Genomic DNA, 16,649 nt, shown 5'->3' with positions numbered 1-16,649 from the left:
ACCAAGTGTTTCTTAGTCATAAAGGAGAAAATCAAGTGGAAAAAAACGAATTCAAAAAGCAGTTTAAAAAAAGATTGGCAGAAAAGTTTGCTATGGAAGTGAAAGATGCTTCAGCTAACGAACTATACCAAACGTTAGGATCGATTATGACCGCTAATTATTCACAGGATTGGCGACAGACTTGGCAAGATTACCGCGATCAGCAACAGAAACAAACTTACTATTTTTCGATTGAATTTCTACCAGGGAAAATGCTTAAAAGTAATTTATTAAACATGGGCTGGTTGGAAATGATTGAAGAAGCTTTGCAAGAGATGGGAATTTCCTTGAATGACTTAGCAGAAATTGAGCCTGATATGGCCTTGGGAAATGGCGGTTTAGGACGATTGGCTTCTTGTTTCATGGACTCAATTGCTTCTTGCGGGTTACCTGGAAATGGAAATGGAATTCGCTACGAATACGGCTTGTTTAAGCAACGTTTCGTGGACGGCTATCAGGTGGAGCTGCCAGACGAATGGCTGCAAAAAGGGAATATCTGGGAAATCAGAAAAGAAAGCAAAGCTGTAGACGTTCATTTTGGCGGTAACGTTTATTTGCGGGAAAATACTAAAGGTCAGTTAAGACCAGTTTATGAAGATGGGTATAGTGTTCGGGCGGTACCTTACGATACTGGAATGGTGGGCTATCAGAATAATATCGTCAATACTATGCGCTTGTGGAGTGTAGAAATTCCTGCCGAGGAAGAAGATCGCTACCGAAGCATTGAGGATCGGCGAATGATTAAGGATTTAACCTCAGTTTTATATCCAGACGATTCGAATGATGCTGGCCGTAAGCTGCGTTTGTCGCAGGAATACTTCTTTGTTTCTGCTGGAGTACAGAGTATTTTGCGCTACTATAAACGACTAGGCTTTTCTTTCGATCAAATCAATCAATACATTGCGATTCATATTAATGATACTCATCCAGCAATGTGTGTCGCAGAATTCATGCGTTTATTGGTAGATGAAGAAGGATTACCTTGGGAAAAGGCATGGAACTTAACGGTTAAGGTGATGAGCTACACCAATCATACCATCATGGCTGAAGCGCTGGAAAAATGGTCAATTCCGATGATGAAAGAGGTTTGTCCACGGATTTACCAAATCATTGAGGAAATTGATCGTCGATTTGTCGCTGAAATGACAGGGGTTCAGCCGTTTGATTTGATCGAACGTACCCGGATTATTCAGCATGGTCAGATCCATATGGCACATTTAGCAATTATTGGCTCTCATTCAACTAACGGAGTAGCCAAATTGCATTCTGATCTGCTGAAGGGAGTTGTATTGCATGACTTCTATGTACTGTATCCAGCTCGTTTTAACAACAAAACTAATGGGATAGCTCAAAGACGATGGTCACAGTTAGCCAATCGCAGTATGACAAAGGTGTTAAACAATACGATCGGTACCTCATGGAACAGTGATCCTAAAGATTTGCGCCTTTTAATGAATTATGTGGATGATGACAAGGTATTGGATGCTTTAGATGAAGCCAAACATGAAAATAAAATAAATTTAGCAGAATATATTAAGCAAGTAAAAGGGATCGAAGTGTCTCCAGATGCCATTTTTGATGTACAAATCAAACGACTGCATGCCTACAAACGGCAATTGCTAAACCTATTACACATTGTGAAGCTGTATTTTGATTTGAAGGAAAATCCCAATTTGCCGATTCATCCAAGAGTCTTTATTTTTGGTGCTAAAGCCGCGCCAAGCTATCATTATGCTAAATCAGTGATTAAGGTCATTAATGAGACAGCAAACTTAATTAACAACGATCAAACGATCAATGGCAAATTGAAAATCGTCTTTTTGGAGAACTACAATGTGACCTTAGCTGAACGAATTATTCCAGCTGCGGATGTGAGTGAACAAATTTCACTGGCTTCAAAAGAGGCGTCTGGAACTTCAAATATGAAGTTAATGCTAAATGGCGCTGTGACGGTCGCGACTTTAGATGGCGCCAACATTGAAATTCGTGATGCTGTTGGAGATGAAAATATCTCAATTTTCGGGTTGACTGAAACAGAAGTATATCGTTACTATCAAGAGCACAACTATAATTCTTCTGAGCTTTATCATAACGATCCGGTGATTCATAAAGTCCTAAATGCTTTTGTGGATGGAACGATTCCTAATATCACGGTGGAAGGACAAGAAATTATCGATTCCTTGATAAAATATAATGACGAATTCTTTGTCCTACGCGATTTTGATGCCTATTGCGATGCGCAGGAATCAATTAATGAGGCTTATCAGGATCGACGACGTTGGAAGCAAATCAGTCTGAGAAATATTGCCAATGCCGGACGATTCTCTTCCGATGAAACGGTGAAACGTTATGCCGAAGATATTTGGCAAATAGAACCAGTTTTTGCTCATGACAGCGAAAGAGGAGCGAAACAACATGGCACATATTTATTATAATTCATGGATGGAACGTTACAAATTTCCTTTTGGTGCAGTAAAGGAAGGCAAGCGAGTCGATTTTTGGATCTCGGTTCCTTCCGAACTGGAGACCAGTGTCTTCTTTGTTGTTCGCAAAGAAGGCAGCAGTATTGGTAAAATCAGTTTTCCGATGAATAAGGCCGAAGAGGATCGCTACCATTATCAATACAAGGTTGATCAAGGCAGCGGCTTGTATTTTTACTATTTCAAAATTGTTCATTTTTGTCCGGATGGCAGTAAACGCACCTTGTTCTACGGTTTTGATGGACAAGGGGGCGAAGGGAAAATTGAACATCAAGAATCCGAGGTAGGTTCTTATCAGATGACTTGCTTTGAGAAGGCAGAAATTGCGCCCAGCTGGTATCGTGAAGCGGTTTTTTATCAAATCTTTCCTGATCGATTTGCGAATGGAAATCCCAATGGCGAAATCAGTTCACCTAAAAAAAATTCGTTTATCTATGCAACTGAAGATGACGAACCCATGTATATCCGCAATAAAGATCAGGAAGTGGTTCGCTGGGATTTCTTCGGCGGAAATTTAAAGGGAATTACTCAAAAGATTTCGTATTTTCAGGAATTAGGCATTACAGCTTTGTATCTGAATCCTATTTTTGAAGCCAGCAGCAATCATCGCTATGATACCAATGATTATTTTGCGATTGATCCAGTGCTGGGAACAGAAAAAGATTTTGTAGAAATGCTGCAGGCTTTACATCAGGCTGGAATTTCAGTAATTTTAGATGGCGTATTTTCGCATGTCGGTAGGAACAGTCGTTACTTTAACCAAGCTGGACTTTATGGCGAAAAGGAAGGTGCTACTCGTAATCCGGACAGTCCTTATTATCCATGGTTCAAATTTAAGCAGTACCCTAATGATTACGAAGCATGGTGGGGTGTTGCTGACCTTCCAGAAGTTGATAAAAATAATAAAAGCTTTCAGGAATTTATTTATGGTGATGTCGAAAGTGTCCTAGCTAAGTGGACCACAATAGGTGTTGATGGCTGGCGGTTAGATGTTGCTGATGAATTAACGGATGAATTTATTGGTGGAATTCGCAAAAATTTATTGGGGTATCAAGATAAAATATTAATTGGCGAAGTTTGGGAGGATGCCTCCAATAAAATCGCTTATGATCAAAGAAGAAGATATGTTTTTGGCGATCATTTGCAAGGAGTCATGAACTATCCGCTGCGACAGCAGATTATGGATGTTTTGAATCAAACCCGTTCTTTTGAAAAAGTTTGCCAGGAAATGATTCGTTATCAAGAAAATTATCCGGAAGACTTCTATTATAATCAATTGAACAATATTGGCACTCATGATACCGAACGAATCTTGACGATGCTAGAGGGCTCCATTGATAAATTGAGTCATGCCTGGGGACTATTATTTATGATGCCAGGAATTCCATGTGTTTATTATGGTGATGAAGCTGGTTTAACTGGCGGGAAGGATCCAGAAAATCGCAAGTTCTTTCCTTGGCAGAATGTTAACCAACGTATTTATACTTCCTGTAAAAATTGGATTCAGCGCCGGAAAAAGTATGGCTCAATGAAATATGGTGAATTTTTCCCAGTCTATTCGTTGGAGAATGATATTTTTGGCATAATCCGCTATAATGCTGAAGAATATACCGTTTATTTAGTGAATGTTTCTGATCACTCCCGTAAGATTCAAATGGAAGACTTAGCGAGTCCTCGTCAGTATCGTGGCGAGTATACAATTTTGCAGGAGTTGAGTGAGGGAATCGAACTGGCTCCTCATCAGGAGTATTTCGCTGCTAAATCTTTAGTCGAATAAAGGTTTCTGTAAAGACTTTTATCAATTGCTAAGCTTTTTTTCGTCATTTGTGCTAAACTAATAAGAAATCAGAAAACGAGGATGGTTTTTATGGAAAATCAACCATTTGGCGGAAGACGCGCACGCTTTCCAGCCTATGACGATGATAAAGGTGTAAAATTGAATCAAGGCAGTCAGCGGGTATTGTTTGATGGTAACGACGATTTTATTACTGATTATAAATTAGATGCGAAAGAAGTATTGGAACGGGCAAATCGTCACACCACTCGTTCTCGCAGAGTACAAGTGGATGAAAAGCCGCGGGAAGAATTGGATCGGCACCGGATTAATCTGCCAACGTATGAAACACGGGCTCGTGAACAAAAGCGTGCGCCACGTTCGCTGTTTGCGGATTCTAAACCTGTTACCGAAAGTAACAAGAAGGTCAGTTTTCGCGAGGAGACACGAAATGCCACGCCTTTCAAACCCAAACACGTTCCAGAATCGCTAATTCCTGATGAACCGGAGGATGCGATTCCATTGCAGGAGCTTTATACCAGCATGCGCAGTTCAAAGCAGTCTTATCTGCTATTTGACACTGGGGAAACAGCTTCACATCAGCCATCTATTCAGACAAAAGATGCGAAACATCGACACTCGTCTCGATTAGATCGATCGCTGCAAGGAATTATGACAGACGATACGCGAATTTTAGAAAACAGTAAATATTTCCATGAATAAGGAGGATACCTTGTATCTTCCTATTCTTTTGAGGTGAGTAAATTGAACAATCCATTTGATGAAAAAATTGAACAGTTACGCAAAGGTGAAATCGAAACGATTGAAGTTTCCAAAGACGAATTTTTTATGTTTCGTGAAGCTTGGATCAACCAAGAAGATAAAAAATATTTTCGCGGTATTGCGGGTTTAAATGGCAATATCGTTTATGTCTATGATACGACAACCGTTTAAAAATTGACTTTTTTTACGATTATCGCTATGATAAAAAAGATTTCGCGGAAGTGATGGAATGGCAGACATGCAAGATTGAGGGTCTTGTGAGCGTAAGGCTCGTGTGGGTTCAAATCCCATTTTCCGCATAAAGATAAGTAAAGTCAGAGCCAATCAACATTGTGAGGATGTTGGTTGGCTTTTTTGTACGCTCATTTTTTATGGAAATTTAGGAACTGAGTTGTTTAATGACCAATCAAAATTTTTAGAAAAAATAGTTAGAAAGATAAGTTTGAGCTTTCTGGCTCAAGAGATAATAGTATGCTATTTACAAGGACATATGTTCACCATGGACGCATGGTAAAAATAGAATGGAGGGAAAGTATGGCAATAAACTGGGGCTGGCCGTTTCCTAAAGTGGGAGAAGGCAACTTCTTAGGCGGTCAACTATTTGGCAAAAATCCAGGTGGGGAATTTAGACCCAATGGATTCCACAATGGACTTGATTTCGGTTCGATTGACCATCCAGGAAATGAAATCTGTGCAGCACATGCGGGAAAAGTAGTTTTTGCTGGCTGGGCACCGTCTGGATACGAAGCACTCGGAACAGTGATTGCTACTAAGAGTGATGATGGATATTATGTGGTTTATCAAGAATTCGGTACTAGCACTGCAAATGTACATGTAAAAATAGGCGATTTGATAACACTCGGTCAAGTAATTGGAACAAGGAATACCAGTCATTTGCACCTTGGGATTACAAAGAAAGACTGGTTACAGGCTCAATCAAGTGCATTTTCTAATGACGGAACATGGTTAGATCCGCTAAAAATTATTCGTGAAGGACTTAAGGATGACGGTCAAATTAGTATAGAGGAGGATAAAAATTTGCTTATTTATTGGAAACAGCAAAAAGTAGGTTCAACAGTCTATGATGCCTACTTGCTAAATGGAAACAAAAGAATGTATATTCATAACAATACTTTATTGAACGAATGTCGAGTACTGACTCGTTTATACGGAAATACGAAAGAAGAGCGTTTTTACAATGACGCCTATCGAGTATTGGCATTAGAAGCAACAACCGACCTTGTAGAATTTAAATATTATGCTAATAAGTAATTTAAATTCGGATAGGTGATCAAGTTCTAGCCGTAATTGGCTAGGACTTTTTACTTATCCTCCAAGTGACAAAACTGTTAGCTGGAAATACAACCTGAGACTGAACAGTTAAACTCTTTCTTTCGTTATGCTTAGTTCCATAGAAGAAAGGAAGATGTTTAATGAGTATCCTAAGAAAAATGGTCGCAGTAATCCTGATGGGAGGAATTATTTTATATGGCAGTACCTTTTTTACGCGAAATTCATCAAGTGAAATTGCGGGTGTCATGGATCAGCTTAATCCCCTAGTGAGTACGGGCGAGCTTTATGTGAAAACAGAAAAGCCTCAAAGTGTTAACGAATATGGAACGGCTGCATATCAACAAACTGCAGCGAATGCAGATGGCAAGACGAGACCTGTTGCTTTCAATGGGCTGAGCGAGTTGAAAGTAGACCATTATTTGAAGCTAACCAATAAAGGTGCCCATATTGAGAACTATGAAGAGGTTCCTAAGGATCAGGTTCCAGAGAAAGCCCTGCAGCAAATTGACAAATAAAAGCTATTAATTATAACTATAATTCAGGCATCTCTTCATGACAGTGACATTGAAGCAATGTATATTCTGTAATGAAACTCTTTCAATTTGCCAGAAAAATCCATCCAAGTTCAGCTGTAGGTTACTAATTTTAAAAGCTCTCTCGCTTTTGAGTACATTTTTAGTTAAGTGTGCTTGCGAGGGATTTTTTGTTCGTAAAATGAAAGCTTGCTAATCGTTATTTTTGCTCATTTAGAAGGACCCAGCTATTTCCGTTTATTCCGCTTTCGCTTCTTTTTACCACCGGTTTTATTTCGAAGGGCTTTTTCTAGTTCGAGGTTCCTGTCTTCTTTTGATTTACCGTCAAAAGGATTAAAATTTTTCCAGCTGCTCATTCGATCCATTGGGGGTTTAACAGGCTTCTTTTTAGATTTGGTTGCTTCATTTTTCTTATCCGTCTCTTTAGCTGGAGAAAATGTATTTGACTTGGATACTTTCGTAATTTCTGAGGCTTTACTATTAGACGCAGTGTTTTTAGTCGAAAGTTTTGCTTTTGTATCTTTTTTTTGCTGTTCTTGAATCACTTGCTTTGGTTCGTGTAAAGGGTCTTCTTCATTACGAATATCAAAGTCGCGGTACCGTTCATCGATAGCAAAATCCATCCAAACGACTTTAGTAAATTGACGCAAGCCATCCTTTTGAAAGATCGTTAACTCACCAAAGATATTCAAAATAGCCATTCGTTCTTTAGCAGAAAGAGGAGATACAACATTACTAAGATTCCAGTTATGCATTTTTCCATTTTCATCCAAAAAAGAAGTTTTCAAATTTAGTTTTCGTTCACCAATTTGTACACCAGAGGTTAAAGCTGGACGTAGAGGTTCAATATGCAATCGAGCTTCCGCGGTCAGTTGGTTATATTCGGCTTCATTCTTGTATAAGTGATTGATGACTATTTGCCACTCCTTACTCGAGAAATAGTCTTCAAAATAAATGCACAAGTGGCGTACAGAAGCATCTACTTCACCGTTCAAAAACACTTTACGCATTAAGTCCTTTGCCAAGTAGGAAAAATCTCCCGTATAAAAAGCGTTACGCAGCATAACTGCTACAGCCGCTTGAATAAGATGAGAAACATTCTTGGTTTGAGTATAAAAATCAGCAAATTTTAATTCTAAATTATTCCTGTTGCGAGTTCCAAAGATTGTTCGTTTATGAAGTTCAGTTGTTGTCATACCTACATCTCCCTTTTTTATACGCTTTCATTTGTAAAACGATTGGTCACACTTTTTCGATTCTATTTGCCATATTCAGATTTGTAAAAGAATAGTGGAATTCGTTTTCATGAATATCATATATAATCGTTTCAATAAAATCAATAGTAAAATCAAAAAAACGAATATCCAATATATTTACATAGTATTAAATAAATGGATTGGAACAGTTTTAGACAATTACAAAAAGCGCTAATTAGTAATCTTATTAAGCAGAAAGGGCCAATTTTTAGTATAGATTAGCCATTGTAATTCTATTGCTATAATTTTTTAAATTATTCGGAAAAATATTTCGATAAATTGTATGAGTCGATTAAATAAAGAACTGTAAAAAGACACAATCTTAATTTTGAGAAAGTATCTTTTTACATTCACGAAAGGCTTGGATAAGTTATTTTAGTACTAGCAATTGGTTGCTCTAGTTTCCTCCATAGGCTACAATAGGATAGAAAATGTGAATATGCATATTTTGGAGGAAATTGTACATGGAATCCATTGGACAAGTCTTAAAAGACTTCCGTAAACAACATGGAATGACACAAAAGGATTTATCACGCGATATTTGTTCGCAAAGTGTCTTGAGTCGAATCGAGAACAATGAAGAAATTCCTAATATCCTGGTGATGCAACAGCTTTGCCAACGCTTGGGTATTACGATTGATCAATTAATGGTGGATTTTTTACCGAAAGAACTGCTGCTGAGGAAGTATTTTCAAAAAATGTATTTCTTAATGCGCCATCAGCGATTTGCTGAAATTCGGGCTATCCTAAATTATTTAGAGGAAAAACGTCGGATTGTTTTGGATAAGGATCTGCAGCAGTTTTATTACTTTAAAGCTGTTTGCGCTTTTTATTTAGATAATAATCCTAAGCAGGCCTTAGATAATGCTCGAAAGGGCTTGGATATTTCGGTTTCGAAGAAGTATCAAGGGTATTTCGATAGTAAAATATTATTGATGGCCTTCGCGGCTAAAATGAACGATCGGCTGGAAAAAAATGAGGAAGCTGATCGACTGTATAACAAAAGTATTGAACTCTTTGAAACCACGATGTGTGACTATACAGAAAAGATTGAATTGAGTGAATTATTTTTGGATTATGCGTTATTTCTACTAGGGCGTAATGAGTACCAGCAGGCTGACAAAATTATTGATTTGGGCTTGCGTTGGAATCAGCAGCAGGCCAGCTGCTACAAATTAAACGAGCTGTTAACCTTGAAAATGACGATTCTAAAAATGATCGGCGAGGACAAGGATTCACAACGGTATCGAGAGTGGTTAAATGCTACCACCAAATTAAGAGATTTCTTTTAAAATGGTCTACACCATTCTTGACAGAATCCCTGATCAGTAGTACTTTTAAACTATCAAGCAAGAAGGAGCGCTTAAGGATGAAAACATTTATTTATGCGGACAAATTCTTTTTGAAATCCGGCGTAAAAGAAGCAGGCTATTTAGAAATTACAGATGGAATTTTTGGTGATTATACGAAGGAACTACCTGATGCAGAGGCAAACGTAATTGACCAGTCAGGCAAGTGGATTGCACCAGGACTTGTGGATACTCATATACACGGCTTTAAAAACCATGATGTAATGGATAATGATGCAGAAGGCTTGAAAGTCATGTCTGAAGGACTTCTTTCCTGTGGTGTAACCAGTTTCTTGCCGACAACGTTAACTTCTACCAAGGAACGTTTGAAGGATGTTGCAGAAACGATCGGAAAAACCTACCAAGAAGTACCAGGTGCAAAAATTCAAGGGATTTACTTTGAAGGACCTTTCTTCACAGAAGAACATAAAGGGGCTCAAAACCCAAGCTATTTCGGCGATCCGGATGTAGATACCTTCAACGAATGGCAAGAAGCTTCTGGTGGTTTAATTAAAAAAATCGCCTTGGCACCTGAACGTAAAGGTGTCGAAGAGTTTGTCAAAACGGTGACGGATGAAGGTGTAGTGGTTTCTTTGGGACATTCAAATGCCACTTTGGAAGAAGCCCAAGCAGCGGTTGAGGCTGGAGCAAGTGTTTTTGTTCATGCATACAATGGCATGCGCGGTTTGAATCATCGTGAACCAGGAATGGTTGGCGCATTGCTATCATTGCAGCATGTTTTCTCTGAGCTGATATGTGATGGACACCATGTACACCCGCAAGCCGCTGAAATTTTAATGGAAAAAGCGGGACATGATCATGTGGCATTGATCACCGACTGTATGATGGCCGGCGGTATGCCAGATGGCAACTATAATCTAGGCGAATTTCCAGTTGTTGTAAAAGAAGGAACGGCTCGCTTAGAATCCGGTAATTTAGCTGGAAGTATTTTGAAGCTGAAGGAAGCAATCAAAAATGTAGTTGACTGGAATATTGCTACTCCAGAAGAAGCAATTATGATGGCAACTTATGTACCAGCTGTCAGCTGTAAAATTGATGACCATTGCGGTATGATTGCTAAAGGCAGAGCGGCCGATTTCATTGTGCTGCAACCAAATATGGAATTAGAAGCGACTTATTTAGATGGTGTTGAACGTTACCATAATTAAATGCAAAAGCTCGATCTGAACGGATCGATTTTGTAGGGACCTTGTAAATCCAAACCGGGTTTGCGAGGTCTTTTTGGTTTCCTTATGGTAGACTAATAAGGAGGAGGACGACACAACATGGGTTATATTGAAGTAATTAATGAAACGAAGCGTTACAAAATGGGAGAGACGGTGATTCATGCAAACGACAAAATTACCTTCACCATTGAAAAAGGAGAAATAGCAGTGATTCTAGGACCCAGCGGTGCTGGAAAATCAACTGTACTGAACATTTTGGGCGGTATGGATAGTTGCGATGAAGGGCAGGTAGTGGTAGATGGCACTGATATTGCCACTTTTAACAATAAAGAATTGACTACATATCGTCGCAACGATGTTGGGTTTGTTTTTCAATTTTACAATTTAGTTCCCAATTTAACAGCGAAGGAAAATGTGGAGCTGGCTTCACAGATTGTTTCGGATGCCTTGAATCCAACTGAAGTATTACGTTCTGTAGGTCTAGAAGAACGAATGGATAACTTTCCAGCGCAGCTTTCAGGTGGTGAGCAGCAGCGGGTTACTATTGCTCGGGCTTTGGCAAAACGGCCGAAGCTGTTATTGTGTGACGAACCGACTGGAGCATTGGACTTTGAAACAGGAAAACAAATACTAAAAATTTTGCAAGATACTGCTCGAAACTATGGCACAACAGTGGTAATTATCACTCATAATTCAGCAATTGCTCCAATGGCTAACCGCATTATTCGAATTAACGATGCGAAAGTCCGCAGTCAGAAACTGAATGATACGCCTCTTTCGATCGATGAGATACAGTGGTAAGGAGACGATGACATGAATAAGGTTTTATGGCTGACTAGTTTACGGGAGATTCTTCGCTCCAAAGCCCGTTTTTTGTCAATTTTAGGCATTGTTTTTCTAGGGGTGGCCTTCTTTGTTGGCTTAAGTGCGACTGGACCGGATATGATCCAAACGGCGGATGAATACTATCAAAAGCAGCAGTTAGCAGATGGACAAATTTTTACACCGTTGGGTATGAGTCAAGCAGCTCTTGATGACGTTAAGAAAATGGACCAAGTAGCTCATGCAGAAGGTCGTTATTTACAGGATGTTTTTCTGGCAGACAAAGATCAAACGATCCGCCTCTACAGCTACGATCAGGATCAGAAACTGAATCGATTAAAGGTCGTTAAAGGTCGTTTGCCTAAAAATGATCGAGAGATTGCTTTGGATGAAATTGCTGAGACAAATCATTCTTATCAGGTAGGAGACAACTTTTCTATTAAAGGTCAGGAGGATTCTTTAGCAAATCAAGAATTTACGGTTGTTGGTTTCGTGGAAAGTCCCCAATACATTGAGAATTTTTCGCGCGGAAATACAACGTTTGGCAAAGGCACGATTGATTTTTTTGCTATTCTGTCACCAGATAACTTCAAGCAACCAGTTTTTTCAGAAGTATTGGTTCAATATAAGAATTTAAAAGGAGTAACCGCCTATTCGAAAACTTACAAGGATCGCTGGGAGACCGATCAGGAGAAAACGGAAGAGGCATTAAAAAAGAATGGGGAGAAACGGCTGCAGGAGCTGAAAGAAACCAACCAGAAACAAATCGATGGAGCTAAGGCACAGCTGGAAGCAGGTAAGCTTGAAGCCACTCAGCAGACTCAGCAGCTAACTGAAGCTGAAAAGCGTCTAGAAACTGGAAAAAGTGAATATGCGGTCAGTCAGAAAGAATTTGAAGCTAAAAGCCAAGCTGCCCAGGCTCAAATTGACGAGCGAGCAAATCTTTTGGCTCCACAGCAGCAGGCCTTAACCGATCAAAAAGAAGAATTAAGCAAACTGCAGAATTTGGAGGAACGAAAGAAGCAAGCTGCTGAACAAACAGAGACTTTAAAAGTACAACGTGAGCAGGCTGTATCAGAGATGAACCAATTAACAGCTGAAAAAAGTCAATTAGAACAAATTCGTGATCAAGTTGCTCAAGGAAATATTCAGCAGTTGCAGGGGGTCGCGCAACAGCTGGGCGCACCAACCTTTGGTGATGTCATTCAGGCCGTTCAGCAGCAAGATGCACAGCAGGTTCAGACAACTGTCAACCAGCATTTAACCCGCATCAATACAGAAATTCAGCAACTACAGCCAAAAGTAACTGACTTGGAAGCTCAATGGGCAGAAAATCAACAGATTCTTGCAGCTGAGATTCCTTCAGCCGAAGAACTAACCACTATTCAAACTCAAATTGATGAGCTGGAAGACTGGTTAGCCACAGGGACACAACAGCTGGAAACCGCGAAAACGGAACTGGCAGCCAGTCAGAAGCAAGGAGAGGAACAGTTAGAAAAGGCTAAGAAACAGCTGGATCAGGCGCAGAAAACCTATGATGAAGGGCAAAAAGCTTTGCAAGCAGCTAATTCAGATACCTTGGGTAATGCGCAAAAGGAAATCGAGGAAAAAGAAACTGCTTTGGCTAAGCTTGATCAATTAGAATATACGGTTCAGGGCCGCAATGACAATCCTGGATACAAGGAATATCAGGACAATGCAGATCGAATTTCATCTTTGGCTACAGTATTCCCGTTAATTTTCTTTTTGATTGCCGCTTTAGTCACTTTGACAACCATGACGCGAATGGTTGAGGAAAAACGCAGTGAACTGGGAACCTTTAAAGCTCTGGGATACTGGAATCGGGAAATTTCGCTGAAGTTCATCCTATATGCGGCCTTAGCCGGTGGTGTCGGAGGGGGACTGGGCTTAGCAGTCGGCTTCTATCTTCTGCCAACTATTATCTTCAATGCTTATGGGCAGTTGTATAATTTGAATCAGGTTGTTACACCCTGGTATGTTAGTTATGCGGTTGCTGCCATGTTCGTTGCGTTGCTTTGTTCGGTTGGAACAGCCTTATTTGTCCTGCGTTACGATTTAAAAGCTACACCAGCAACGTTAATGCAGCCGCGGGCACCGAAAAAGGGTAAACGAATTTGGCTGGAACGAATAACTCCGATTTGGTCTCGTTTAACCTTTATCCAAAAGGTCACCATGCGGAATTTGTTCCGCTACAAACAGCGGATGCTGATGACGATTCTAGGAATCGCTGGCTGTATGTCGATGTTGATTACCGGTTTTGGTTTGAGGGATTCAATCGGAGATATTGTACCGATTCAGTTTGATAATATTTTGCAGTATCAAGGAACGGTTGTCTTTAGTGATCCATTATCTGAACAGGAAACAACGAATTATCAGCAAGAGTTAGATAAGTTATCTAATTTCAAGGATCATTTAGGCATGTCTACAGAGATGTTTACTGCGGAAACTGGTGAAGTGAATCAGCAGGAAATCTCTTTGCATGTACCAGAAGATAGTAAAAAGCTAAGCGAGTTTATTTCTTTTAATGATCGCAAAAGTCAAAAGACGTATCAGCTAACTGACCAAGGAGTCATTATTAATGAGAAGCTGGCAGAGCTATTTGAGCTGAAACGTGGCGATACATTAGCAATTAAGGCAACCGACGGGAAGAAATACAAGGTTAAAATCGCCAATATTGCTGAAAATTATGTAGGACACTTCATCTATATGACGCCAAAATATTACGATCAGCTATTTGGTCGGACACCGGATTACAATACGGATCTGCTGTTGTTTAACAAGCAGCCTCCAAGCAGTCAGGAAAATACGATTGGACAGCAATTGATGGGACGCGATAAAGTGATTAGTGTAGCCTTCTTGTCGGAATCACGAAACGCTTTGAAGGATACCGTAGAGAGTCTAAATGTAATTATGTGGGTATTAATTGTGTCAGCCGGACTATTAGCATTTATTGTGCTGTACAATCTAACCAACATCAATATTTCAGAGCGAATTCGCGAGCTGTCAACGATTAAAGTATTGGGCTTTTATAACAATGAGGTAGTGGCTTACGTTTATCGGGAAAATGTGTTGCTTACCTTAATTGGGATAGTTGCAGGCATGTTTTTAGGTAAAATTGAGCATCGCTACATCCTGAAAACTGTTGAATTAGATGTCACCATGTTCTCACCAGATATTCAACCATCAAGTTATCTGTATTCAGCTTTGATCACGCTATTCTTTGCTTTAGTTGTAGGTATATTAATGTACTTCAAACTGAAGAAAATCAATATGATTGAAGCCTTGAAGGCGAATGAATAAAAGAAAAAAAGAGGATCAGTCTTTCGACTGGTCCTCAATTTGTTGTCGGACTTTTTCCAGCATCTCGGAAAGTCCGGCTTCCTTCTTTCTTAATTCGATCAAATCTTCCTTGATTTGTTGTTCCTTTTCGATCTTCGGCGGGGTAACAATCCCATTTAATGAAATTGCAATAACCGTGCCGATAAAGGTATCCAGCACCCGGTTCAAGGCATAGATGGTTGATTCACCCTGAGGAATACTAAGAGAAATCAGCAACATAGTGGCAATGGCAGAAACAATTCCCGAGTTATTACCGATCCCGTCTGAGATGACGATTACCAGAATAACTAATAGCGGCAAAACGGTTAATTCCACATAAAAATCATTTTCAAAAAAAGCCTGTATGTAAAAATAAATCAGTGCCAGCAAACCGCCAATTGAATTGCCCAAAATCCGTGACCGGCCAAAAGAAAAGCTGGTATTCAGATCTTGACGCAAGGAAAAAACAGCTGCCAGTGCTGCGATCAGCGGACTACCGCGATCTAATACATGAAAAAGAAGGATACAGATCATTACAGCCAATGCTGTTTTGAATGTCCGCATCCCTAAACGGAAACGGCCAAGGTGCATGAGGGGTTCCTCCTATTATCTTCTTACTATTAGTTTAACGGAATCCCCACCAAAAGACTATAAAAAAAGACGCGATTCCATCACGTCTTAAGATTTCCATGCTTGAGTCATCTGATCCAGCAAATCAATTACATCTTTAGTGAAGTACAATGATTGATTTGGCAACTCCTGCTGTATCATTTTAACCATGTTTTCAATTTCATAATTCATCGCCTCAAGGGTAGAGCCGCTTTCGATAAATTCTTTCGTGCCATCATTAAAAAAGATTTGTGCTTTATCCGCTCGGGGATAATCATCCACCGTAATATAACCATTTTCGAAAGCAACGATTCCTTTTTTTGGCATTTTTGCTTGAAAGGTTAAACTAACGGAAGCTAGTTCATTTTTTTCGTTTTGCAGAATCGTTACCGATTGCTCATCAACACCTGTTGAGAAAGGCACCATGGCTGATGCAACTACGGTTGGTTGAGCAGTCATAAACCAGCGAGCAAAGGAAACCGCATAGGTACCAATATCTAACAAAGCTCCACCAGCTAATTCTGGATTAAAGAACCGGTTGTTCGGGTCGGGATCTTTGTAGCTACCAAAAGGTGCTTGGACCATTTTTAATTTGCCCAGTTTGCCAGTATCGATTAGTGAGTGTAGTTCATGGAATAACGGCATATTGAAGATCGTCATGGCTTCAGCTAAAATCAAGCCCTTTTGTTCAGCTAGTTCAATCGCTTCGTTCAACTCTTGCCGATTCATAGTGATGGCTTTTTCACACAGTACATGTTTTCCAGCAGTTAAGGCTTGCAAAACATGCTGAATATGTTGACGATTAGGTACAGCAACATAGATAATAGAGATAGCTGGATCTGCCAGCATTTCTTCATAGCTGCCGAAAGCTTTCGGTAAGTGATAGGTTTGGGCAAATTCTTCTGCTTTTTCCAAGGTGCGAGAAGCACAGGCAGTTAAGCGGCTAGTGGTTTGATCGAAGCTGTTCGCAAATTCATCAGCTATTTGTCCTAATCCAACAATGCCCCATTCAAGTTGTTCCATAAAATTCTCCTTTTCATATGCTTAATAAAAGTATCTGTACAATGTTATAATAGACTTGTTCAAACTGAATAACAAGAAAACCGCGTTCTTTTATCGCAGTTGAAGTCGGGCAATAATTCTTAAATTATTTCAATCATTCGAGTAAAGCACTGTCTTTTTCAG

At 39.7% G+C, this 16,649-nt stretch carries 13 protein-coding genes and 1 tRNA gene; 11 read left to right on the top strand and 3 right to left on the bottom strand.

Going from position 1 to position 16,649, the window contains the following annotated elements; genetic code table 11:
• Positions 1-35 precede the first annotated feature (35 nt).
• The 7 genes from IGI49_RS06215 (at position 36) to IGI49_RS06185 (ending at position 6,884) form a co-directional block, all read left to right on the top strand.
• Positions 36-2,474 carry a glycogen/starch/alpha-glucan phosphorylase gene (locus IGI49_RS06215; protein ID WP_429963816.1) on the top strand — a complete coding sequence of 813 codons (2,439 nt, stop codon included), beginning with the start codon at positions 36-38 and terminating at the stop codon, positions 2,472-2,474.
• The gene (locus IGI49_RS06210; RefSeq protein WP_429963815.1) at positions 2,455-4,296 is read left to right on the top strand and encodes a glycoside hydrolase family 13 protein; all 1,842 of its coding nucleotides are present in this window, start codon (positions 2,455-2,457) and stop codon (positions 4,294-4,296) included. The genes IGI49_RS06215 and IGI49_RS06210 overlap by 20 nt, the downstream gene beginning before the upstream one ends.
• Before the next feature lie 90 nt (positions 4,297-4,386).
• Positions 4,387-5,016, top strand: coding sequence for a hypothetical protein (locus IGI49_RS06205; RefSeq protein WP_207702998.1), 630 nt, complete (start codon positions 4,387-4,389; stop codon positions 5,014-5,016).
• A 42-nt stretch (positions 5,017-5,058) separates the two neighbouring features.
• A complete protein-coding gene (locus tag IGI49_RS06200) occupies positions 5,059-5,247 on the top strand; it encodes a hypothetical protein (RefSeq protein ID WP_207702999.1) in 189 nt (62 codons plus the stop codon).
• A 44-nt stretch (positions 5,248-5,291) separates the two neighbouring features.
• Positions 5,292-5,375: transfer RNA gene (locus tag IGI49_RS06195), tRNA-Leu, on the top strand.
• Between the two features lie 235 nt (positions 5,376-5,610).
• Positions 5,611-6,348, top strand: coding sequence for a M23 family metallopeptidase (locus IGI49_RS06190; protein WP_429963814.1), 738 nt, complete (start codon positions 5,611-5,613; stop codon positions 6,346-6,348).
• A gap of 161 nt (positions 6,349-6,509) precedes the next feature.
• A complete protein-coding gene (locus IGI49_RS06185) occupies positions 6,510-6,884 on the top strand; it encodes a YxeA family protein (RefSeq protein WP_207703000.1) in 375 nt (124 codons plus the stop codon).
• Positions 6,885-7,129: 245 nt separating this feature from the next.
• Here IGI49_RS06185 and IGI49_RS06180 read toward each other — a convergent pair whose 3' ends face one another.
• Positions 7,130-8,098 carry a hypothetical protein gene (locus tag IGI49_RS06180; protein ID WP_429963813.1) on the bottom strand — a complete coding sequence of 323 codons (969 nt, stop codon included), beginning with the start codon at positions 8,096-8,098 and terminating at the stop codon, positions 7,130-7,132.
• Between the two features lie 524 nt (positions 8,099-8,622).
• Here IGI49_RS06180 and IGI49_RS06175 point away from each other — a divergent pair.
• From IGI49_RS06175 to IGI49_RS06160, 4 genes are all read left to right on the top strand, one after another.
• The gene (locus tag IGI49_RS06175; protein ID WP_429963812.1) at positions 8,623-9,450 is read left to right on the top strand and encodes a helix-turn-helix domain-containing protein; all 828 of its coding nucleotides are present in this window, start codon (positions 8,623-8,625) and stop codon (positions 9,448-9,450) included.
• Positions 9,451-9,527: 77 nt separating this feature from the next.
• Entirely contained in the window at positions 9,528-10,676 is a 1,149-nt protein-coding gene (gene nagA / locus IGI49_RS06170) for an N-acetylglucosamine-6-phosphate deacetylase (protein ID WP_429963811.1), read from the top strand.
• A 117-nt stretch (positions 10,677-10,793) separates the two neighbouring features.
• Complete coding sequence (locus IGI49_RS06165; protein ID WP_429963810.1) at positions 10,794-11,495, top strand: ABC transporter ATP-binding protein; 702 nt, start codon at positions 10,794-10,796, stop codon at positions 11,493-11,495.
• A 12-nt stretch (positions 11,496-11,507) separates the two neighbouring features.
• The gene (locus tag IGI49_RS06160) at positions 11,508-14,837 is read left to right on the top strand and encodes an FtsX-like permease family protein (protein ID WP_429963809.1); all 3,330 of its coding nucleotides are present in this window, start codon (positions 11,508-11,510) and stop codon (positions 14,835-14,837) included.
• A gap of 15 nt (positions 14,838-14,852) precedes the next feature.
• On the opposite strand, the gene IGI49_RS06155 is transcribed toward IGI49_RS06160, so the two are convergent.
• Together IGI49_RS06155 and IGI49_RS06150 are read right to left on the bottom strand one after the other, a co-directional pair.
• A complete protein-coding gene (locus tag IGI49_RS06155; RefSeq protein ID WP_207703006.1) occupies positions 14,853-15,446 on the bottom strand; it encodes an FUSC family protein in 594 nt (197 codons plus the stop codon).
• 87 nt (positions 15,447-15,533) lie between these two features.
• Positions 15,534-16,487, bottom strand: a complete 954-nt coding sequence (locus IGI49_RS06150; RefSeq protein ID WP_429963808.1) for a Gfo/Idh/MocA family protein — start codon at positions 16,485-16,487, stop codon at positions 15,534-15,536.
• Between the last annotated feature and the right edge of the window lie 162 nt (positions 16,488-16,649).

This window comes from Enterococcus sp. AZ071 (assembly GCF_050499065.1).
Classification (GTDB): Bacteria; Bacillota; Bacilli; order Lactobacillales; family Enterococcaceae; genus Enterococcus_A; species Enterococcus_A ferrettii.
The sequence above is the reverse complement of the archived record's forward strand: the minus strand, read 5'-3'. Positions and strand labels throughout refer to the sequence as shown.

What these genes read in the sequence shown, in the direction of transcription:
- IGI49_RS06150 (WP_429963808.1), bottom strand. Translation starts at nt 16,487, where the DNA reads ATGGAACAACTTGAATGGGGCATTGTTGGATTAGGACAAATAGCTGAT.
- IGI49_RS06180 (WP_429963813.1), bottom strand. Translation starts at nt 8,098, where the DNA reads ATGACAACAACTGAACTTCATAAACGAACAATCTTTGGAACTCGCAAC.
- IGI49_RS06210 (WP_429963815.1), top strand. Translation starts at nt 2,455, where the DNA reads ATGGCACATATTTATTATAATTCATGGATGGAACGTTACAAATTTCCT.
- IGI49_RS06160 (WP_429963809.1), top strand. Translation starts at nt 11,508, where the DNA reads ATGAATAAGGTTTTATGGCTGACTAGTTTACGGGAGATTCTTCGCTCC.
- IGI49_RS06205 (WP_207702998.1), top strand. Translation starts at nt 4,387, where the DNA reads ATGGAAAATCAACCATTTGGCGGAAGACGCGCACGCTTTCCAGCCTAT.
- nagA (WP_429963811.1), top strand. Translation starts at nt 9,528, where the DNA reads ATGAAAACATTTATTTATGCGGACAAATTCTTTTTGAAATCCGGCGTA.
- IGI49_RS06175 (WP_429963812.1), top strand. Translation starts at nt 8,623, where the DNA reads ATGGAATCCATTGGACAAGTCTTAAAAGACTTCCGTAAACAACATGGA.
- IGI49_RS06165 (WP_429963810.1), top strand. Translation starts at nt 10,794, where the DNA reads ATGGGTTATATTGAAGTAATTAATGAAACGAAGCGTTACAAAATGGGA.
- IGI49_RS06155 (WP_207703006.1), bottom strand. Translation starts at nt 15,446, where the DNA reads ATGCACCTTGGCCGTTTCCGTTTAGGGATGCGGACATTCAAAACAGCA.
- IGI49_RS06190 (WP_429963814.1), top strand. Translation starts at nt 5,611, where the DNA reads ATGGCAATAAACTGGGGCTGGCCGTTTCCTAAAGTGGGAGAAGGCAAC.
- IGI49_RS06185 (WP_207703000.1), top strand. Translation starts at nt 6,510, where the DNA reads ATGAGTATCCTAAGAAAAATGGTCGCAGTAATCCTGATGGGAGGAATT.